An 18,872-nucleotide genomic window follows, 5' to 3' on the forward strand; every position below is an offset into this window, starting at 1 on the left:
GGCACTGCAAGAGAAAGGAACGGTCCATGACCACCACCCTCGAACGCCACGTCGAAGCCCCCGCGGGCTCCGGTGCCAAGACCAGCCGCCGCCAGAACGCCGAGAAGGGCTTCAAGGCCTCCAAGGAGCTGCTCGACAGCCTCCAGATCGTCCTCGTCGACCTGATCGAGCTCCACGTCCAGGGCAAGCAGGCCCACTGGAACGTCGTCGGCAAGAACTTCCGCGACCTCCACCTGCAGCTCGACGAGATCATCGAGGCCGCGCGCGAGTTCAGCGACGACATCGCCGAGCGCATGCGCGCCCTCCACGGGATCCCGGACGGACGCAGCGACACCGTCGCCGCGACCACCACCCTCCCCGAGTACCCGCACGGCGAGATCGACACGGCCGAGACCGTCGACCTGGTCACGATCCGCCTCGAGAACACCGCCGCCACCATGCGCGAGGTCCACGACCAGGTGGACGAGGAGGACCCGACCAGCGCGGACCTCCTCCACGCGATCATCCAGAGCCTCGAGCAGTACGCCTGGATGGTGTCGGCCGAGAACCGCACCACCTCCGCCGCCAAGTAGGGGCGAGCACCGGCAAGGGGACTCCGCGTCAGCGGGGTCCCCTTCCGTCTGCCCGAGCGGTGTCGAGTCGCCGTGCAGTCCGGATCAGTATGGTCGTGGCATGAGCACGCAGGTCTCCGAACTGTTCGACGCGCACCGCTGGGCGGCCGTCGACGGCTTCGACGCACTCGAGGACATCACCTACCACCACGACCGCTCCGGCCGCATCGCGCGGGTCGCGTTCGACCGGCCCGAGGTCCGCAACGCGTTCCGGCCGCGCACGGTCGACGAGCTGTTCCGCGCCCTCGAGGACGCCCGGACGAACCCGCGCATCGGCGTCGTCATCCTCACCGGCAACGGCCCGAGCCCGCGCGACGGAGGCTGGGCGTTCTGCTCGGGAGGAGACCAGCGGATCCGCGGCCGCGACGGCTACCGGTACTCCAACGGCGAGACCGCGGAGGGGATCGACTCCGCCCGGAACGGCCGCCTGCACATCCTCGAGGTCCAGCGGCTCATCCGCTTCATGCCGAAGGTCGTCATCGCGGCCGTCCCCGGCTGGGCCGCGGGAGGCGGGCACTCGCTGCACGTGGTCTGCGACCTCACCCTCGCCTCGGCCGAGCACGGGCGCTTCAAGCAGACGGACGCCGACGTCGGCTCCTTCGACGCGGGCTACGGCTCCGCGTACTTCGCCCGCCAGATCGGGCAGAAGGCCGCGCGCGAGGTGTTCTTCCTCGCTCGGGAGTACTCCGCGCAGCGCGCCTACGAGATGGGCGCCGTGAACGCGGTCGTCCCGCACGCCGAGCTCGAGACCACGGCGGTGGAGTGGGCCGAGACGATCCTCACCAAGTCGCCCACGGCCATCCGCATGCTGAAGTACGCGTTCAACGCCGTGGACGACGGCCTCGTGGGCCAGCAGCTCTTCGCGGGCGAGACCACGCGCCTCGCCTACGGCACCGACGAGGCCGTCGAGGGACGAGACTCCTTCCTCGAGAAGCGCGAGCCTGACTGGTCGCCGTTCCCGTGGCAGTTCTGAGCCGGAGGGCACGCAGGTGACCCGCCCGCTCGCCGGTGTCGACGCGACGGTCGAGGCCGTCCTCCTCGCTCTTCGCGCGGCCCTGGACGGCAGCGGCCCGGCGATCCGCGTCTCCGCCCCCGGCGCTGCGACCGCCTCCGAGGATGGCGTCGTGCCGCAGCGCGTCGCCGTCGTCGTCGAGACCTCGGGCTCGTCGGGGCCGCCCAAGCGGGTCGCGCTCTCGACAGCGGCCCTGCTCACCAGCGCCTCCGCGACCCTCGCCGAGCTGGGCGGGCCGGGACGCTGGCTGCTCTGCCTGCCGACGCACTACGTCGCGGGACTGCAGGTGCTCGTCCGCTCGCTGACGGCGGAGGCCGACCCGGTCGTCCTCCCGGCCGGCGGCTTCGACGCGGCGGCCTTCCTCGCTCTCGCTCGGACGATGCCGGCGGGGGAGCGGCGGTACTCCTCGCTGGTCCCCGTGCAGCTCGCGAGGCTGCTGGATCTCGCCGAGCGCGATTCGGCCGCGGCCGAGGCGCTCCGCTCGTTCGACGCCCTCCTGATCGGCGGCCAGGCGACGCCGCAGCCGCTGCGGGACCGCGCCGCCGCCCTCGGCGTGCGCATCCGCCTGACCTACGGATCGAGCGAGACGTCCGGCGGCTGCGTCTACGACGGCGTCCCGCTCCACGACGTGCGGATGCGCGTCGAGGACGGGCAGGTGCTGCTCGGCGGGCCGACCCTCGCGGAGGGCTACCTCGACGCCGACGGCGCGATCGACCACGAGCGCAGCGCCGCCGCCTTCCTCGAGATCGACGGGGAGCGCTGGTACCGCACGGGCGACGCGGGCTCGATCGTCGACGGGCGCCTCCGGGTGACCGGTCGGCTCGACCGCGTGATCGTGTCGGGCGGGGAGAAGGTCTCGCTCGACGCCGTCGAGGCCCTGCTCCGCGAGGGGGCCGTTCCCGACGCGGTCGTCGTGCGGCGGACGGACGAGCAGTGGGGCGAGGTCCCGGTCGTCGTCACGGCGGAGGAGGCTCCCGCGCTCACCTACCTGCGCGCCCTGATCGCCGACCGCCTCGGGCGCGCCGCCGCTCCCGCGGCCGTGCTGCCGGTCGGCCGCATCCCCCTCCTCGCCTCCGGGAAGCCCGACCGCCGCGCCCTCGAGGTGCTCGCCGAGCAGGCCTGACCGGCTCCGAGCGTCGACGGGCCGGTGGGTAGGATTCCCTCCGTGTCGAGTACGAGTCGCAAGAAGAAGTCCTCCAGCGGCCGCCCCGGGGGCAGCCCGCGAGCGGTCGTCGTGAAGCCCGCCGGTCCCCGCGAGTGGATCGCCGGCGCCCGCCTCCGCACCCTCCCGCTGGCCGTCGCCCCCGTGCTCATCGGCACCGGAGCGACCCAGGTCGTCGACGAGGGCTGGCACTGGGTGCGCGCCCTGCTCTGCCTGGCCGTCTCGCTCGCCCTGCAGATCGCCGTCAACTACGCCAACGACTACTCCGACGGCGTGCGCGGCACCGACGCCAACCGCGTCGGACCCTCGCGGCTGACCGGCTCCGGAGCGGCGAAGCCCCGCCAGGTGCTCACCGTCGCCCTGGTCTTCTTCGGGATCGCGGCCGTCGCCGGCCTCGTGCTCACCGCCCTCTCGGGGCAGTGGTGGTTCCTGATCGTCGGCGCGGCGGCGATCGCGGCCGGCTGGTTCTACACCGGCGGACGCCGCCCCTACGGCTACCTCGGGCTCGGCGAGCTCTTCGTCTTCGTGTTCTTCGGCCTGGTCGCCACCGTCGGCACCACGTTCGTGCAGATCGGCCGCACCAACCAGGAGTCGTGGCTCGGCGCCGTGGCGGCGGGCCTGTTCGCCTGCGCCGTGCTCATGGTCAACAACATCCGCGACATCCCGACCGACCGCCTCTCGGGCAAGCGGACCCTCGCGGTGCTCGCGGGACCGGCCGTGTCCCGGGCGATCTACACGGGCTTCGTGCTGATCCCGTTCGGCATCGCGGTGATCCTCGCGCTGTTCTACCCGCTGGCGTGGCTGACGCTCTTCGTGCTTCTGATGATCCTGCCGGCCATCCTGATCACCCTGACGGCGAAGACGGCGAAGGAGCTCATCCTGGCGCTGCAGCTGACCAGCCTGGGCGGGCTCGCCTACGCGGTCATCCTCGGGGCGGCGCTGGCGTTCTAGAGCGGAGGCTCGCACGAGGCGGGCTCGGGTGGGCCGGATTCGGGTGAGATCGGCTGTTGCGCGCCGGGCCTGGTGCGAGCGGGGTCAGCGCGTCAGAGGGGAGGCCTCGCCGGCGGGAGCGCCCGGCTCAGCGGTCGTCGCGGGTCGCGTCGACCGCGGCGTCCTCGACGTCGTCGTCGGTCGGGGCGCGCGGGACGTCCTTGCGGCGCTCGTAGATCGCCTCCGCGATGCGCTCGCGGGGCTTCCTCAGCAGGATGTAGGAGAGGGACAGGCTCGCGATCGCGGCGACGAAGCCCGCGGTGACCGCTGCCGTCAGCTCCGAGTCGACGAAGGTGCGCGCCGGCAGGTACACCAGCACGAAGACGCCGGCGAACATCGCCAGGCGCAGGAGCGAGTAGACGACGACCGCGCGGCTCAGTTTCACCGGGACAGTGTACGTCGGCCCCTGCACGCGCTTCCGTGAGCACCGTGGGAGCCTCCTGTCCAGCGTCCGTGCGGACCCTCCCCGACGGGGGTGCCGGACGTAGACTCGTGTCCATGATCCGCCTCGTCATCGGCCTGCTCGTGGCCCTCGCCGTCTTCACGGTCTACACCGTGATCGACGTCGCGATGAGCAACCGTCACGCCGTGCGGGCGATCCCGAAGTGGTCCTGGCTCCTGGTGGTGCTGATCCTCCCGGTCATCGGTGCGGGACTGTGGTTCTGGATCGGCCGTCCCCGCAAGCAGCGCGCCGCCGGCCGCCGCTACACCGCTCCGGACGACGACCCCGACTTCCTCGGCACCCTCCGCACCGAGCGCGACCCCGAGGAGGAGCGCCTGCAGGCAGAGCGCATCGCCCAGCTCGAGCGCGACCTCGCCGACATGGACGAGCAGGGCGAGGCCGACGGCCCCGGCCGCCGGGATGCCTGAGCACCGGCCGGTCGCCCCCTCCACCCGATTCGCGGTCGACCTCCTCACCCGCTTCGTCGCGCTCGGCGTCCGCGACGTCGTCGTCGCTCCGGGCTCCCGCTCGCAGGCGCTCGCCCTGGTGGCGGCCGAGCTCGAGACCCGCGGCGACGTCCGGCTGCACGTGCGGATCGACGAGCGCTCCGCGGGGTTCCTGGCGCTGGGCCTGGCCCTCGAATCCGGGATGCCGGCGCTCGTGATCACGACCTCCGGCACGGCGACCGCGAACCTGCACCCGGCCGTGCTCGAGGCGGACGCCTCGGACGTGCCGATGATCGTCCTGACCGCCGACCGGCCCGACGAGCTGCGCGGCATCCGCTCGAACCAGACGGCCGAGCAGCGCGAGCTGTACGGGCGAGCCGTGCGGCTGTTCGAGGACGTCGCTGCTCCGGACGACGCCTCCTTGCCCGAGGACGCGCGGGCGCTCGCCGATCGTGCCGTCACCGCGGCGCGCCGCGGGCCGGTCCACCTGAACCTCTCCTTCCGCGATCCGCTCTCCTCCGCTCTGCCGGACATCGAGCGGATCGAACCGGTCTCGTCGCCCGCCGTCGGATCCGGGATCCCGCGTGCCGTCGTGACCGCCGGCCCTGGTGAGCCGCTCACGGTCGTCATCGCCGGGGACAAGGCGGGCGCCACGGCCGAGGAGATCGCTCGCGCCGGCGACTGGCCGCTCCTCGCCGAGGTCTCCTCCGGCGCCCGCTTCGGACCGCAGCTCGTCGTCGCCTGGCGTCGCCTGCTCGGCGAGCCCGACTTCGGCGGACGCATCCGCCGGGCGATCGTGCTCGGACACCCGACGCTCTCCCGCGAGGTCCCCGAGCTGCTGCGGCGCGAGGACGTCGAGGTGATCGTCGTGGACGCCGTGCGCGAGCAGTTCTACAACCCCGGGCGGCGCGCCCGCCGCGTCGGAGGCGTCGACGTGGTCCGTCCCGAGGGGTCGCCGCGTCCCGAGCGCGGCGAGCGCGCCTGGGCCGGATCCTGGGTGTCCGCGAGCCGCGCTCTGACGGTCGACCCCGACGAGCTGGACGAGGTCCCCGACGCGGGATCGATGTCGGTCGAGGACCGCCGCGGCTACGCGCGCAACGCCCTCGCCGCGATCAGGGCGCCGCTCACCCGCGACTTCGTCGTCGCCGCGGTCTGGAAGGTCACCTGGCCGCACGACCGGCTGCTGTTCGGAGCGTCGCGGCTGATCCGCGTCGCCGACGGGACCCTGCCGGGCAAGCGGATAGCCGTCCTGGCGAACCGCGGCCTCGCCGGCATCGACGGCACGATCTCGACGGCTCTCGGGATCGCGGTGGCTTCGCAGGCGACCGAGCAGGGAGCCGGCGGAGTCACCCGCGCGGTCCTCGGCGATCTCACTCTGCTCCACGAGGCCGGCGGCCTCCTCCTCCCGCCCGGAGAACGGCGCCCGCGCGTGCAGCTCGTCGTCGTGAACGACGGGGGCGGCACGATCTTCGACGGGCTCGAGGTCGCGTCGAGCTCGCATCCCGACGCGTTCGACCGCGTGCAGTTCACCCCCCAGAACGCCGATCTGGAGGCTCTCGCGCGCGCCTACGGGTGGGGCCACCGTCGTGCGGCGACGCGCGGCGAGCTGGAGCAGGCGCTGACCTCGCCGGGTGACGGGCCGGGCATCGTGGAGATCCGGCTCGAGCGCTGAGTACGCCCGGGTCCGGTCGGACGGTCCTCCACAGGACGTCGTCGGACGCTGTTCTCCCGGGGACGCCTCGTTCGAGCTCCGCACCTCGTCTGCTGATGCTTCGCTGGAGGCATGGCTGATGCGGAGACCGTGCGAGGAGAGGTCCTCGCCCTCGGCGACCGGGCGGCGGCGCTCGCGAGGAGCGCCTCCCCGGTGCTCCTGTCCGCGGCGGAGGCGCTGCACGCGGGACACTGCGCGGCGCTGACCTGTCCCGACGCGTTCGCCCGAGGCTCCTCGGCGGACAGCAAGGATGCGACGGACCTCGTCGAACGGTCGATCCGAGCGGAGTTCGCCGTCGCCCTCGGGGTCTCCGAGCGCACCGCCGCCAGGGAGCTGCTGCACGCCTCGCTCCTGATGGAGGAGCTGCCGCAGACCCGTTCCGCGCTCGCCGAGGCCAGAATGCGCTGGGAGGCCGGCCAGCTCATCTGCTCCGTCGCGGCGACCCTCCCCGCAGCGGCGCGCGCGGCCTACGACGACCGGGCCGTCGACCTCGCGGAGACGCTGACCCCGGGGCAGCTGCGCCACGCCCTCGCGCGGGTGCGGGAGGAGCTGCACGACGAGCCCCTCGCCGAGCGGCACGCTCGCGCCCGTGAGGACCGCCGGGTGTGGATGACAGCCGGGATCGACGGCATGGCGACGGTCTGCGCGCACGTCCCCGCGCCCGAGGCCGTCGGAGCGCTCGCCCGGCTCGACCGCATCGCGAGGGATCTGCGGGACGGCGCCGAAGGGGACCGCGATCTGCGGACGCTGGCGCAGCTCCGCGCCGATGCGTGGGCCGACCTGCTCTGCCACGGGGACGTGGCGGGGACCACTCCGGAGGGAGCCGCGGCGCCCTCGACCGGGCTGCGGGCCGAGGTGAGAGTCACCGTGGCGGCGAGCACCGCCGCGGGTGACGACGAGGCGGCCGCCGAGCTCGACGGCTACGGGCCGGTCCCTGCCGAGACGGTGCGAGCGCTCATCGACGACGACGCCGCCTTCACTCCCGTGCTGACCGACGAGGAGACCGGCGCGGTCGTCTCCGTCGGGCGCCGCCACCGGCTCCCACCGCCGAGGATGAGGCTGCTGGTCCGCCTCCGCGACCAGACCTGCCGCTTCCCGGGCTGCACCCGGCCGGCGTCCTCGACGGAGACCGACCACAGCGTCGAATGGCGGAACGGGGGCGAGACGACTCCCGACAACCTCGCCTGCCTGTGCGTCGCCCACCATCACGTGCGCCACGGCGACCGGTGGTCGTATCTGCTCCATCCGGACGGCACAGCGGACTGGACCACACCGACGGGCCGTCGCGTGACGACCCGGCCGCCGGCGCTGCCCGGGTGTCCGCCGGTGGGCGCAGGACGACGGCCGGGGGCTCCCCGGCTCGATGGGGACCCGGCGGGGTAGGCGCCGGGTAGGCGCCGGGTAGCCGACGGCTTCAACGACTCCCGACGTGCGTCAGGCCAGCGCGTCGGTGATCGGGCGGAACTTCATGCGGGTCTCGGCGAGCTCGGACTCGGGAACGCTGTCGGCCACGATGCCGGCGCCCGCCCAGGCCGTGACCGCGCCCTCGGCCGTGACCTCGGCGCTGCGGAGTCCGACGGCCCACTCGCCGTCGCCGTTGCCGTCGATCCAGCCGACGGGTCCTGCGTACCGACCGCGGTCGAAGGGCTCCAGGTGCTCGATGAGCGTAAGGGCGTCGGCGGTCGGAGTGCCGGCCACTGCGGCGGTCGGGTGAAGAGCATCGACGAGATCGAGCGCGCTGGAGGAGTCGTCCAGAATTCCTCGCACGTCCGTCGCGAGGTGCCAGAGGTTCGGCAGGCGGAGCGTGAACGGGGCGGCGCCGGCCGTCAGCTCCCGTGTGTGGGGCTCGAGCTCCCGGACCAGACTGGCGAGAGCGAAAGCGTGTTCTGAGCGGTCCTTCGGACTCTCGAGCAGAGCGGCTTCCACGTCCGCGTCGGCGAGGGGGTCCGCTCCGCGTGCAGCCGTGCCGGCCAACACCCTCGCCGAGATCTCGCCCCGATCGACCGCGACCAGCGTCTCCGGACTGGCGCCGAGGAATCCGTCCACGGCGAAGCCCCAGCAGTCCGGGTAACGCTCGGTGAGCGCACCCAGCATCCGACGCAGGTCCGCCCCCGGCGGGAGCCGCCCCTGCAGATCGCGCGCGATCACGACCTTGGACAGCTCACCCGCCCGGATCGTCGCCACCGCAGCAGCGACCGCCGCGCGGTACCCGTCCGGCGACAGCGCACCCGGCGAGAGCGGCACGTGGTACTCCGCCCCCAGCGGCTCCTCGCCCGGCGTATCCGGTCCCTCCGCCTCGCCGATCGTGATCCGCGTCAGCCATGACCGGCCGTCGCGCGTCCCGATCACGGTGCGCGGCACGATCAGCACGCTCGTCGCGTCGGATCGGCTCGAGAAAGCGAAGGTCCCGAACGCGACCAGCCCTGTCCCGGGCAGTCCGACCCGGTCCTCCACCGTCGCCGCGTCGCAGAGCCGACGCCAGGCCGCCGCGGCATCCCGCAGCCGTTCCGGGCCCGAGAACTCGAGGCGCAGGGCCTCGCCGCGTCCGCTGAGGCCGGCGCCGTCGCGCTGCCAGAGGAGGGGCCGCCTCGGGTCGGAGTGGGAGAGGAGCGACTGCGGAGAGTCCAGTGGAGTCGTCTCCGCACGCAGCAGGGGGGTTCCAGCGCCGATGAGCGTCACCTCAGCAGGGTACGCCCGCGCCAGAAGGTGGGACGTCCCATGCCGCGGGGCTCGGGGCGCAGGGCTCCGTTGCTACCGTGATCCGGTCCGGGGCCGCCGCGCGAGGCGGAGCGGGGCGGTCCCGGCGCTTCCCATGGGGGAGCGCGCCGACCGGGCGCGGGACGGCGGATGCACAGCCGCCGTCCCGCGTCTCGCCGTAGACTTGCGGATCGTGACGAAGGCAGACCTCACCAAACGGCCCGACGAGGTCGCCTCGATGTTCGACACCGTGGCTCCCGCTTACGACCTGGTGAACGGACTCCTCTCGGTGGGGAACGACCGGCTCTGGCGGATCGCGACGACTCGCGCCGTCAACCCTGCTCCCGGTGAGCGCATCCTCGACATCGCGGCCGGCACCGGGACGTCGAGCGCGTCGCTGGCGCGGTCGGGCGCACAGGTCGTCGCAGCCGACTTCTCCCCGGGGATGATCGCCGTTGGCCGTCGCCGTCAGGCGGGCAACGACCGGATCGAGTTCGTCCAGGCCGACGCGATGGACCTCCCGTTCGAGGACGGGTCGTTCGACGCCGTGACCATCTCGTTCGGTCTGCGCAACGTGGCCGAGCCGAGGACGGCGCTCGCCGAGTTCCTGCGTGTGCTGAAGCCCGGCGGCCGGGTCGTGATCTGCGAGTTCTCGACTCCGCCGATCGCTCCGCTGGCCGCCGCGTACGACTTCTACCTGTCGACGGTCATGCCCGCCGTCGTGCGACTCGCGTCGTCGAACAATCCCGCGTACGACTATCTCGGCGATTCCATCCGGGCCTGGCCGGAGCAGAGCGTCGTCGCCGCCTGGCTCCGCGCGGCGGGCTTCGAGCGTGTGGCCTACCGCGATCTGACCGCGGGCATCGTGGCGCTGCACCGCGGCGTCAAGCCGATCGCGGCGACCCGATGACGACCGGGGTCCGCACAGGCCGAGACGTTAGGGTTTCCCTGTGAACGCCACTGCGCCCGTCGCCCGTCGCAGCCCGTCTCTGACGGCGCAGCTCGGCCTCTCCGAGCGCATCTTCTCCTCCTCGTCGGACCGGGCTCTCGCCCGCACGATCGACGCGGGTCTGGAGCAGGTCGAGGAGGGTCTCGTCCGGCAGCTGTCCTTCGCGGACGCCGTGGCCGACGTCTCCACCCGGTACCTCCTCGAGGCGGGCGGCAAGCGCGTGCGCCCGATGCTCACCCTCCTGGCCGCGTCGCTCGGCCGCGGCAACACGCCGCAGGTCCTGCTCGGCGCGCAGGCGATCGAGATCACGCATCTCGCATCGCTGTACCACGACGACGTCATGGACGAGGCGGAGAAGCGCCGTGGCGTCCCGTCGGCGCAGACCGTGTGGGGCAACAACGTGGCCATCCTGACGGGCGATCTGCTCTTCGCCCGCGCGAACCAGTTGATGGTCGAGCTCGGCGACAAGGCGATCCGGCTCCAGGCGGACACGTTCGAGCGGCTCGTCCTCGGCCAGCTGCACGAGACGGTCGGCCCGACCGACGGCGAGGACCCGGTCGAGCACTACCTGTCCGTCCTGGCCGACAAGACCGGGTCTCTGATCGCCGCGGCGGGCCGCACGGGAGTCGCGTTCTCGGAGGCTCCGGAGGAGTACGAGGAGGCCATGCGCGTCTTCGGCGAGAAGATCGGCGTCGCCTTCCAGATCGTCGACGATGTCATCGACCTCTCTCCCCAGCCGGAGGAGACCGGCAAGAACCCCGGCACGGACATCCGCGCCGGCGTGTCGACGCTGCCGATCCTGCGCCTGCGCGAGCGCGCCTCCTCGGATAGGGACGCCGCGGCTCTCCTCGCCCGCATCGAGAGCTATGTGAGCCGCTCGAACGACGCCATCGCGCACACGGAGGAGCAGAGCGCCGACATCTCGGACGCCATCGCTCAGCTGCGCGATCACGACGTCACCGCGCAGACCCTCGCCGAGGCCCACCGGTGGGCCGACGAGGCCGTCGCCGCCCTCGCTCCGCTGCCCGACGGCTCCGTCCGCAAGGCGCTGACGCGCTTCGCCGACACCGTCGTCGAGCGCAACGGCTGACCCCGATCGTCGCGGCGCGCCCTGCGCCGCAGGAATGAGACCGGTTGTGCGCTGCGGCGCCCCGGCAGGAGGAACGCAATGACCAAGCTCAGGCTGGCCATCGTCGGCGCGGGTCCCGCGGGCATCTACGCCGCCGACCTCATGATCAAGGCCGAGAAGAAGTACGACGTCTCGATCGATCTGTTCGAGCACCTGCCCGCGCCCTACGGCCTGGTCCGCTACGGCGTGGCGCCCGATCACCCGCGCATCAAGGGGATCATCACCGCGCTGCGGGAGGTGCTCGACCGGGGCGACATCCGCATCTTCGGCAACGTGCACTTCGGGACCGACATCACGCTCGAGGATCTCAAGCGGCACTACCACGCCGTGATCTTCGCGACCGGCGCCGTCCGCGACGCTCCGCTCGACGTCCCCGGGGTCGAGCTCGAGGGCTCCTACGGTGCGGCCGACTTCGTCAGCTGGTTCGACGGCCACCCCGACGTGTCGCGCACCTGGCCGCTGGAGGCGTCCTCCGTCGCCGTCATCGGCAACGGCAACGTGGCGCTCGACGTCTCGCGGATGCTGGCGAAGCACGCCGAGGACCTCCTGCCCACCGAGGTCCCGCCGAACGTCTACGAGGGGCTGAAGGCTTCTCCCGTCACCGACGTGCACGTCTTCGGGCGCCGCGGTCCCGCTCAGGTGAAGTTCACGCCGCTGGAGCTGCGCGAGCTGGGCGAGCTGCGCGACGTCGACATGATCGTCGCCGACGAGGACTTCGACCTCGACCCCGCTTCGGAGGCCGCCATCGCGACCAACAAGCAGGTCATGGTCATCAACCGGGTGCTCAACCAGTGGCGCACCCGCGAGGTCGGGAGCGCCTCGCGTCGTCTCCACCTGCACTTCTGGGCGAAGCCGCTCGAGTTCGTGGACGACGGATCGGGTCGGGTCGGCGCGATCCGGTACGAGCGCACCGAGCCGGACGGCGAGGGCGGAGTGCGCGGCACGGGTGAGATCCGCGAGGTCCCCGTGCAGGCCGTGTACCGCGCGGTCGGCTACTTCGGCTCGCCGCTCGACGGCCTCCCGTTCGACGAGAGGCGCGGCGTGATTCCGAACCGCGAGGGCCAGGTCCTGGACGACGAGGACCAGCAGGTCCTCGGCGTCTACGCGACCGGCTGGATCAAGCGCGGACCGGTGGGCCTCATCGGGCACACCAAGTCCGACGCCATGGAGACCGTCGCGCGCGTGCTCAACGACCAGGCGTCCTGGTGGACGCCCGAGCACCCCGAGGAGGCGGCCGTGGTCGCTCTGCTCGAGGAGCGGGAGATCGCCTACACGGATCTCGACGGCTGGCACCGGCTGGACGAGCACGAGATGGCGCTCGGCGAGCCCGAGGGCCGTGCGCGCGTGAAGGTCGTCCCTCGCGAGGACATGATCGCGATCTCGCGGGCGGAGCCGGTCGCGCTCTGACGCGTGCCCTCCGAACGGCCCTCCGGTGCAGTCCGGAGGGCCGTTCGTCGTTCCGGCGTGGACGCCTTGCGCCTCCTCTAGGCTTCGGGCACCGCTCTGGACGGAGACAGCATGACCACGGCCGCGCCCCACGACGTCATCCGGGTGCGCGGTGCGCGCCAGAACAACCTCCGAGGGATCGACGTCGACATCCCGAAGCGGAGGATCACCGTGTTCACCGGGGTCTCGGGCTCCGGCAAGTCGTCGCTCGTCTTCGGCACCATCGCGGCCGAGTCCCAGCGCCTCATCAACGAGACCTACTCCGCCTTCGTGCAGCAGTTCATGGGGTCGCCGGCCCGCCCGGACGTGGAGTCGCTCGACGGACTGTCGGCCACGATCGTCGTCGATCAGGAGCGGATGGGGTCGAACGGCCGGTCCACGGTCGGCACGGCGACCGACGCGTACACGATGCTGCGCATCCTCTTCAGCCGGCTCGGCGACCCGCACGCGGGCACGAGCGGTGCGTTCTCCTTCAACCTGCCGGAGGGGATGTGCCCGCGGTGCGAGGGGACGGGCCGGGTGTCGAGCATCGACCTCGACGCGCTGATCGACCGCTCGAAGTCGCTCGAGGGCGGTGCTCTCGACGCGATCCCCAACTTCGTCGTCGGTGGCTGGTACTGGAAGGGCCTCGCCGAGTCGGGCCTCTATCCGGCCGATGTGCCGATCGCCGACTTCACGCCCGAGCAGATGGACGCGTTCCTCCACCGTCCGGCCACCAAGATGGCCATCGCCGGGATGACGATGACCTACGAGGGCCTCCTGGTGAAGGTCACCCGCCTCTACCTGGCGAAGGAGGCGGCCCAGCCGCACATCCGCGCCTTCGCCGAGCGGGTGGCCACCTTCGCCGCCTGTCCCGAGTGCGGAGGCGGCCGGCTCACCCGGGCGGCGCTGGAGTCGCGCATCGGGGGCCGGAACATCGCCGAGTGCGCCGCGCTGCAGGCGACCGACCTCGCCGCGTGGCTCCGCGGACTGCAGGCGCCGTCCGTCGCTCCGATCGTCGAGACCCTCCTCGGGACGCTCGACGCCCTCGTCCAGGTCGGCCTCGGCTACCTGTCGCTCGATCGGGAGTCGGGCACCCTCTCGGGCGGTGAGGCGCAGCGGGTCAAGATGGTGCGGCATCTGGGGTCGAGCCTCACGGACGTCACGTACGTCTTCGACGAGCCGACGGCGGGTCTGCATCCGCACGACGTCTCGCGGATGATCGAGCTGCTGCGCCGCCTGCGGGACAAGGGCAACACCGTCCTGGTGGTCGAGCACAAGCCGGAGATCATCGAGATCGCCGATCACGTGGTCGACCTCGGTCCGAGGGCCGGCGCGCACGGCGGCGAGCTGCGATTCGAGGGGACGGTGGCGCAGCTGCGCACGTCCGACACTCTGACGGGCCGTCATCTCGGTCACCGCGTCCCGCTGAAGGAGGCCGTGCGCCGTCCGACCGGGGCGGTGGAGATCCGCGGGGCCTCCACGCACAACCTCCGCGGCGTCGACGTGGACGTCCCGCTGGGCGTGCTGACCGTCGTCACCGGAGTCGCCGGGTCGGGGAAGTCGTCGCTTATGCACGGCTCGCTCGCGGGTCGGCCCGGCGTGGTGGTGGCCGACCAGTCGCCGATCCGCGGCTCGCGGCGCAGCAATCCGGCGACGTACACCGGGGTCCTCGACGCGATCCGGGCGGCCTTCGCGAAGGCGAACGGTGTCAGACCGGCGCTCTTCAGCGCGAACTCGGCAGGCGCCTGCCCCGTCTGCAAGGGGGCCGGGATGATCTTCACCGAGCTGGGCCCCGCCGCGACGGTCTCGTCAGTCTGCGAGGAGTGCGACGGCAAGCGGTTCACCGCTGAGGTGCTCGAGTACCGCCTCCGCGGGAGGAACATCCACGAGGTGCTCTCGATGCCGATCGTCGACGCCGCGGAGTTCTTCGCGAGCGGACCGGCGCACACGGTGCTCGCCCGTCTCGTCGACGTCGGTCTCGGCTACCTCACGCTCGGACAGCCGCTGAACACGCTGTCCGGGGGCGAGCGTCAGCGCCTCAAGCTCGCGATCAACATGGCCTCGTCCGGATCCGTCTACCTGCTCGACGAGCCGACCACGGGCCTGCACCTCGCGGACGTCGACACGCTGCTCGGACTGCTCGACCGGCTGGTCGACTCCGGGAACTCGGTCGTGGTGATCGAGCACCACCGCGCCCTGATGGCGCACGCGGACTGGATCATCGACGTGGGGCCCGGAGCCGGGCACGACGGAGGGACGATCGTCTTCGAGGGGACTCCGGTCGGGCTCGCGGCGGCGGACACGCTGACCGGACGCGCCCTCGCCGAGTACGCGCGCTGACGCGTCCGCAGCCGCGACGCTCGCGGGTCAGCGCGAGAACGGGCCGGACAGGGCCGCCCACTGCAGGAGCATGATCGTCTTCGCGTCGACGATCTGCACGCCGATCTGGGTCAGCGCCTCGTCGAACGAGAGCTCGAGGACCTCGATGTCCTCGCCCTCGTCGGCGAGTCCCGCGAACGCTCCGCTGCGGGTGCCCGCGCGGTAGCGCCCGGCGTAGAAGTGCAGCTTCTCGGTGACCGAGCCGGGGCTCATGAACGCGTCGAACACGTGCTCGAGCCGGCCGACCTCGAGTCCGGTCTCCTCGGACGCCTCGCGGCGGGCGCCCTCCTCGGGCCCGTCCTCGTCCAGGAGACCGGCGGGCACTTCGAGGAGCATCCCGTCGAGGTCGCCGTTCACGTACGCGGGGTAGCGGAACTGCCGGATCAGGACGACGGTGCGCGCTTCGGCGTCGTAGAGCAGGACCGCCGCGCCGTTCCCCCGGTCGTAGGTCTCGCGCTGCTCGCTCGTCCAGCTGCCGTCGCGGTGCCGGTAGTCGAAGCGGGTGGTGCGGAGGACGTACCAGTCGCTCGAGAGGAGGGTGACCTCCTTCACGACGACGTCGGGGTTCCCGACGAGGTCGAGCCCGTCCCTGTCGAGTCCGGTGCGGCCCCGCCGGTCGGGCTCGCCTATTCCGGCGGTCACGCGCGTGCTCCCGTGTGCGTCATTCCTCAGCGGAAGTTGACGAACTGGAGGTCGAGCTCGAGGTCGGCTCCGCGCAGGAGCGCCATGGTCGCCTGGAGGTCGTCGCGGCTCTTCGAGGAGACGCGGAGCTCGTCGCCCTGGATCTGCGACTTGACCGACTTCGGCGCCTCGTCGCGGATGAGCTTGTTGATCTTCTTCGCGTGCTCCTGGTCGATGCCCTCCTTGAGGGTGGCCTCGATCCGGTACTCCTTGCCGGACGCGAAGGGCTCGCCCGCGTCGAGGCTCTTGAGGCTGATGCCGCGCTTGATCAGCTTCGACTGGAAGACGTCGAGGATGGCGTTCGCCCGTTCCTCGGTGTTGGCCTTGATCAGGATCTTCTCGCCGCTCCAGGCGATCGAGGCGCCGACGTTCTTGAAGTCGTAGCGCTGCTCGACCTCCTTGTGGGCCTGGTTCAGGGCGTTGTCCGCCTCCATCTTGTCGATCTTGCTGACGACGTCGAACGTTGAATCTGCCATGGCTCCGAGTTTAGCTTTCAGGCGTGGCGGAGCCCGGCCCCAGGCGCGGCTGGTACTTCTGAGGAGTGCGCCGCGTCCCCGTTCTCGTCCTCGTCCCGCTCGCCGGGCTCCTCCTGGCCGGCTGCGGCCAGCGGCCGCCCGCGCTGACGGTCGAGGAGGGCCTGTCCACCGTGCCTCCCGCGGCGACCGCTCCCGTCGCGGCGGACCCCGTCGTGCTGGAGGATCCCGAGCAGGCCGCGGCGACGCCGGTGCGACTGCTCGCCGACGAGGCGTGGCTGGGCACGGCGTCCGAGGGGAGCGGCATCCCGCTGCGCGCGCTCACCGCCTACGCGGGCACAGCCCTCCTCACGGCGTCGGTCGACCCCGACTGCCGGTTGGACTGGGCGACCCTGGCCGGCATCGGCTACGTCGAGAGCAGGCACGGCACGATCGACGGCGGCGAGCTGGGCGAGGACGGGCGGCCGACGGAGCCGATCTACGGTCCGCGCCTGGACGGAACGCGCTTCGACCGGGTCCCCGACAACGACGGCGGGGCTCTGGACGGCGACGCCGAGGTCGACCGGGCGATGGGTCCGCTGCAGATCATCCCGGCGACGTGGATGGCGTGGGCGTCGAGCGGGTGGGATCCGCAGAACGTGGACCAGCAGGCGGTGACCGCCGCCCGGTACCTCTGCGACGCTGGCGGCGACCTCTCGACGGAGTCGGGATGGCGGGCGGCGATCGCGGCCTACAACCCGGCCGGGAGCTACGCGGGGAAGGTCGCGGAGGCGGCGTCCCGCTACGCGGCGGAGGCGGACTGAGGCCGCGCGGCATCGATTTCCGATCCGCCGGTCGCGTGGGTATCCTTGCTGAGCGCCTCCGGTTGTGAACACGCGGTCGGGTGCGCCACGGCGAGTTACCCTAGCGGCCAAAGGGATCTGACTGTAAATCAGACGGCGTAGCCTTCGGGGGTTCGAATCCCTCACTCGCCACCGAGCAGGAACACCCGGCAGACGCCCCGGCATCACGAGATGCGCGGGGCGTTCCGCATGTCGGGGGATCGCCTTTCCAGCGGAGTGCCTTTCCGGGGGAGCACCGGTCCGGCGGATCGCCGGGCCCGGCCTCTTCGTCCCGTCGAACCCCGCACGCCGTCGGCCCGGCCTACGCGGTCGCCCGGCCTGCGCGGTCGGCCGGCCCGCGCCGTCGCCTCAGCCCCGCGCCTCCTGCTCCAGGAACCCCGCGAGGGAGAGCGGCGGCCGTCCGGTCAGCCGCTCGACGTCGGACGAGACGTGCTCCAGCTGTCCGGCGGCGATCGCGGAGTAGGTGCTGACCCAGGCGTCCAGCTGCCAGTCCGGTGCGTTCCAGCGGCGGCGTGACGCGTACGCCTCCTCGAGGGTCTCGTCGACGTACACGGCGGGGCGGCCCGCCGCCGTCAGGGTCGCCGCGACCTCATCGAGGGTGAGGGCCTCGGGCCCGGTCAGCTCGTAGGCGGCTCCGCGGTGCTCGGAGGGGGAGCGGAGGACAGCCGCGGCCGAGCGGGCCACGTCCTCGCGCGCGACGACGGCGGCACGGCCCGATCCCGCGGGTCCGCGGATCGCGCCGTCGTCGCCGAGCATCGCGGGCAGGAAGTCGAGGTAGAGGTTGTCGCGGAGGAACGTCCAGCCCATGCCCGAGCGGCGGATCGCGTCCTCGGTGGCCGCGTGGTCTCGGGCGAGGGTGAAGACCGCGTCGGGTGCGGCTCCGGCGAAGGAGGTGTAGACGACGTGCTCGACACCCGCGGCGGCGGCTGCGTCGACGAATGCGAGGTGCTCGGCGCGGCGCTCCTCGTTCTCGGAGGCGGAGACCATCAGGAGGAGGCGCACGCCCTCGAGCGAGTCGCCCGCGTCGGCGAAGGAGGAGCGCACCACCTCGGCCCCGGGGAGCTCGGGCGCGCGGGACGGGTCGCGGACCAGCAGGCGGAGGGCGTGACCGGCGTCGGCGAGCTCGCGCGCGACGCGGCCGCCGACGGCTCCGGTGGCTCCGGTGAGGGCGATAGGGGTGCTCATCCCCCCATGATGGGCCCGATCCCTAGGCTGGGGCCATGAGCGACAACGCACCCCTCCTCGCCATCGCCCGCTCGATCGCCGTCGAGGCGGCGCACCTCGCCCGCCAGCGGCGGCAGGACGGTGTCGAGATCGCCGCGTCGAAGTCGTCCCCGGAGGACGTGGTGACGGCCGCGGACCGGGAGGTCGAGGAGCTGATCCGCCGGCGCCTGGCCGAGGCGCGACCGGACGACGGCTTCCTCGGCGAGGAGTCGGGGTCGGGGGGCGGCACGAGCGGGCTGACCTGGGTCGTCGATCCGATCGACGGGACCGTCAACTACCTCTACGGCATCCCCTCCTACGCGGTCAGCATCGCTGTGGTGGAGGGGGAGCCGGATCCCGCGACCTGGACCGCGCTCGCCGGCGCGGTCGTGAACGGAGCCACGGGCGAGGTGACCACGGCCAGCCGAGGCGGGGGAGCCGAGCGGGACGGAGTCGCGCTGCAGGTCTCGGCTCCCTCCTCCCTCTCGCTCGCGCTGGTGGGCACCGAGCACAGGTCGAGCGCCGCCGAGCCGATGCGGCGGATGTCGCGGACCGAGCCCAGGAGCTCCTGCACCACGGCGCCCTGGCGCATCCGGCGGCCCGCGTCGTAGCCGAAGCCGGTGCCCACCAGCGCGAGCGAGAGGGAGGAGGGAGCCGAGACCTGCAGCGCGACTCCGTCCCGCTCGGCTCCCCCGCCTCGGCTGGCCGTGGTCACCT

General features: G+C 72.5%; 17 protein-coding genes, 1 tRNA gene and 2 pseudogenes. 14 read left to right on the forward strand and 6 right to left on the reverse strand.

The annotated features are described in order from the left end of the window. Positions 1–26: 26 nt before the first annotated feature. The 4 genes from C5C27_RS05350 (at position 27) to C5C27_RS05365 (ending at position 3,736) form a co-directional block, all read left to right on the forward strand. The gene (locus C5C27_RS05350) at positions 27–572 is read left to right on the forward strand and encodes a Dps family protein (protein ID WP_104223596.1); all 546 of its coding nucleotides are present in this window, start codon (positions 27–29) and stop codon (positions 570–572) included. A 100-nt stretch (positions 573–672) separates the two neighbouring features. Continuing rightward, positions 673–1,584: a 1,4-dihydroxy-2-naphthoyl-CoA synthase gene (locus C5C27_RS05355; protein WP_104313821.1), complete on the forward strand. Its 912-nt coding sequence runs from the start codon at positions 673–675 to the stop codon at positions 1,582–1,584. A gap of 16 nt (positions 1,585–1,600) precedes the next feature. Then, a complete protein-coding gene (locus C5C27_RS05360; RefSeq protein WP_181133455.1) occupies positions 1,601–2,746 on the forward strand; it encodes an AMP-binding protein in 1,146 nt (381 codons plus the stop codon). A 42-nt stretch (positions 2,747–2,788) separates the two neighbouring features. Further along, the gene (locus tag C5C27_RS05365) at positions 2,789–3,736 is read left to right on the forward strand and encodes a 1,4-dihydroxy-2-naphthoate polyprenyltransferase (protein WP_374953116.1); all 948 of its coding nucleotides are present in this window, start codon (positions 2,789–2,791) and stop codon (positions 3,734–3,736) included. Between the two features lie 127 nt (positions 3,737–3,863). Here the strand turns inward: C5C27_RS05365 and C5C27_RS05370 are convergent, their stop codons facing one another. Continuing rightward, complete coding sequence (locus C5C27_RS05370) at positions 3,864–4,160, reverse strand: DUF4229 domain-containing protein (RefSeq protein ID WP_104239140.1); 297 nt, start codon at positions 4,158–4,160, stop codon at positions 3,864–3,866. A 113-nt stretch (positions 4,161–4,273) separates the two neighbouring features. Here C5C27_RS05370 and C5C27_RS05375 point away from each other — a divergent pair, with 113 nt between their 5' ends. From C5C27_RS05375 to C5C27_RS05385, 3 genes are all read left to right on the forward strand, one after another. Next, positions 4,274–4,645, forward strand: a complete 372-nt coding sequence (locus tag C5C27_RS05375; protein ID WP_104225908.1) for a PLD nuclease N-terminal domain-containing protein — start codon at positions 4,274–4,276, stop codon at positions 4,643–4,645. Further along, positions 4,638–6,335, forward strand: a complete 1,698-nt coding sequence (menD, locus tag C5C27_RS05380) for a 2-succinyl-5-enolpyruvyl-6-hydroxy-3-cyclohexene-1-carboxylic-acid synthase (protein WP_104313822.1) — start codon at positions 4,638–4,640, stop codon at positions 6,333–6,335. The genes C5C27_RS05375 and menD overlap by 8 nt, the downstream gene beginning before the upstream one ends. Positions 6,336–6,446: 111 nt before the next feature. Then, entirely contained in the window at positions 6,447–7,757 is a 1,311-nt protein-coding gene (locus C5C27_RS05385) for an HNH endonuclease signature motif containing protein (RefSeq protein WP_104313823.1), read from the forward strand. A 51-nt stretch (positions 7,758–7,808) separates the two neighbouring features. Here the strand turns inward: C5C27_RS05385 and C5C27_RS05390 are convergent, their stop codons facing one another. Continuing rightward, a complete protein-coding gene (locus tag C5C27_RS05390; RefSeq protein ID WP_374955272.1) occupies positions 7,809–9,053 on the reverse strand; it encodes an isochorismate synthase MenF in 1,245 nt (414 codons plus the stop codon). Between the two features lie 211 nt (positions 9,054–9,264). Between C5C27_RS05390 and ubiE the strand changes: the two genes are divergently transcribed. The 4 genes from ubiE (at position 9,265) to C5C27_RS05410 (ending at position 14,917) form a co-directional block, all read left to right on the forward strand. After that, entirely contained in the window at positions 9,265–9,981 is a 717-nt protein-coding gene (gene ubiE / locus C5C27_RS05395; protein ID WP_258062683.1) for a bifunctional demethylmenaquinone methyltransferase/2-methoxy-6-polyprenyl-1,4-benzoquinol methylase UbiE, read from the forward strand. A gap of 40 nt (positions 9,982–10,021) precedes the next feature. Beyond that, positions 10,022–11,110, forward strand: coding sequence for a polyprenyl synthetase family protein (locus C5C27_RS05400; protein ID WP_104233415.1), 1,089 nt, complete (start codon positions 10,022–10,024; stop codon positions 11,108–11,110). Positions 11,111–11,188: 78 nt separating this feature from the next. Further along, on the forward strand, positions 11,189–12,556 hold the full coding sequence (locus C5C27_RS05405) for an FAD-dependent oxidoreductase (RefSeq protein ID WP_104313824.1): 1,368 nt from the start codon (positions 11,189–11,191) through the stop codon (positions 12,554–12,556). Between the two features lie 111 nt (positions 12,557–12,667). Then, the gene (locus tag C5C27_RS05410) at positions 12,668–14,917 is read left to right on the forward strand and encodes an excinuclease ABC subunit UvrA (RefSeq protein ID WP_104313825.1); all 2,250 of its coding nucleotides are present in this window, start codon (positions 12,668–12,670) and stop codon (positions 14,915–14,917) included. A gap of 27 nt (positions 14,918–14,944) precedes the next feature. Here C5C27_RS05410 and C5C27_RS05415 read toward each other — a convergent pair whose 3' ends face one another. Together C5C27_RS05415 and C5C27_RS05420 are read right to left on the reverse strand one after the other, a co-directional pair. Next, the gene (locus C5C27_RS05415; RefSeq protein ID WP_104313826.1) at positions 14,945–15,598 is read right to left on the reverse strand and encodes an NUDIX domain-containing protein; all 654 of its coding nucleotides are present in this window, start codon (positions 15,596–15,598) and stop codon (positions 14,945–14,947) included. Positions 15,599–15,624: 26 nt separating this feature from the next. Continuing rightward, entirely contained in the window at positions 15,625–16,113 is a 489-nt protein-coding gene (locus C5C27_RS05420) for a YajQ family cyclic di-GMP-binding protein (RefSeq protein WP_104223606.1), read from the reverse strand. 65 nt (positions 16,114–16,178) lie between these two features. On the opposite strand from C5C27_RS05420, the gene C5C27_RS05425 reads away from it, so the two are divergent. After that, a complete protein-coding gene (locus tag C5C27_RS05425) occupies positions 16,179–16,913 on the forward strand; it encodes a hypothetical protein (RefSeq protein WP_104239133.1) in 735 nt (244 codons plus the stop codon). Between the two features lie 89 nt (positions 16,914–17,002). Beyond that, positions 17,003–17,084 (forward strand) — tRNA-Tyr (locus tag C5C27_RS05430). A gap of 216 nt (positions 17,085–17,300) precedes the next feature. Here the strand turns inward: C5C27_RS05430 and C5C27_RS05435 are convergent. Further along, positions 17,301–18,137: an SDR family oxidoreductase gene (locus C5C27_RS05435; protein WP_104239132.1), complete on the reverse strand. Its 837-nt coding sequence runs from the start codon at positions 18,135–18,137 to the stop codon at positions 17,301–17,303. Positions 18,138–18,172: 35 nt separating this feature from the next. Here C5C27_RS05435 and C5C27_RS05440 point away from each other — a divergent pair. Beyond that, positions 18,173–18,697: pseudogene (locus C5C27_RS05440) on the forward strand (inositol monophosphatase family protein); the annotation flags it as partial. A 20-nt stretch (positions 18,698–18,717) separates the two neighbouring features. On the opposite strand, the pseudogene C5C27_RS18810 reads toward C5C27_RS05440, so the two are convergent. Next, positions 18,718–18,870, reverse strand: a pseudogene (locus C5C27_RS18810) (inositol monophosphatase); the annotation flags it as partial. Between the last annotated feature and the right edge of the window lie 2 nt (positions 18,871–18,872).

The sequence above is a fragment of the Rathayibacter sp. AY2B7 genome, assembly GCF_002931635.1.
Classification (GTDB): domain Bacteria; phylum Actinomycetota; class Actinomycetes; order Actinomycetales; family Microbacteriaceae; genus Rathayibacter.

What these genes read in the sequence shown, in the direction of transcription:
- C5C27_RS05350 (WP_104223596.1), top strand. Translation starts at nt 27, where the DNA reads ATGACCACCACCCTCGAACGCCACGTCGAAGCCCCCGCGGGCTCCGGT.
- C5C27_RS05355 (WP_104313821.1), top strand. Translation starts at nt 673, where the DNA reads ATGAGCACGCAGGTCTCCGAACTGTTCGACGCGCACCGCTGGGCGGCC.
- C5C27_RS05375 (WP_104225908.1), top strand. Translation starts at nt 4,274, where the DNA reads ATGATCCGCCTCGTCATCGGCCTGCTCGTGGCCCTCGCCGTCTTCACG.
- menD (WP_104313822.1), top strand. Translation starts at nt 4,638, where the DNA reads ATGCCTGAGCACCGGCCGGTCGCCCCCTCCACCCGATTCGCGGTCGAC.
- C5C27_RS05385 (WP_104313823.1), top strand. Translation starts at nt 6,447, where the DNA reads ATGGCTGATGCGGAGACCGTGCGAGGAGAGGTCCTCGCCCTCGGCGAC.
- C5C27_RS05405 (WP_104313824.1), top strand. Translation starts at nt 11,189, where the DNA reads ATGACCAAGCTCAGGCTGGCCATCGTCGGCGCGGGTCCCGCGGGCATC.
- C5C27_RS05410 (WP_104313825.1), top strand. Translation starts at nt 12,668, where the DNA reads ATGACCACGGCCGCGCCCCACGACGTCATCCGGGTGCGCGGTGCGCGC.
- C5C27_RS05420 (WP_104223606.1), bottom strand. Translation starts at nt 16,113, where the DNA reads ATGGCAGATTCAACGTTCGACGTCGTCAGCAAGATCGACAAGATGGAG.
- C5C27_RS05435 (WP_104239132.1), bottom strand. Translation starts at nt 18,137, where the DNA reads ATGAGCACCCCTATCGCCCTCACCGGAGCCACCGGAGCCGTCGGCGGC.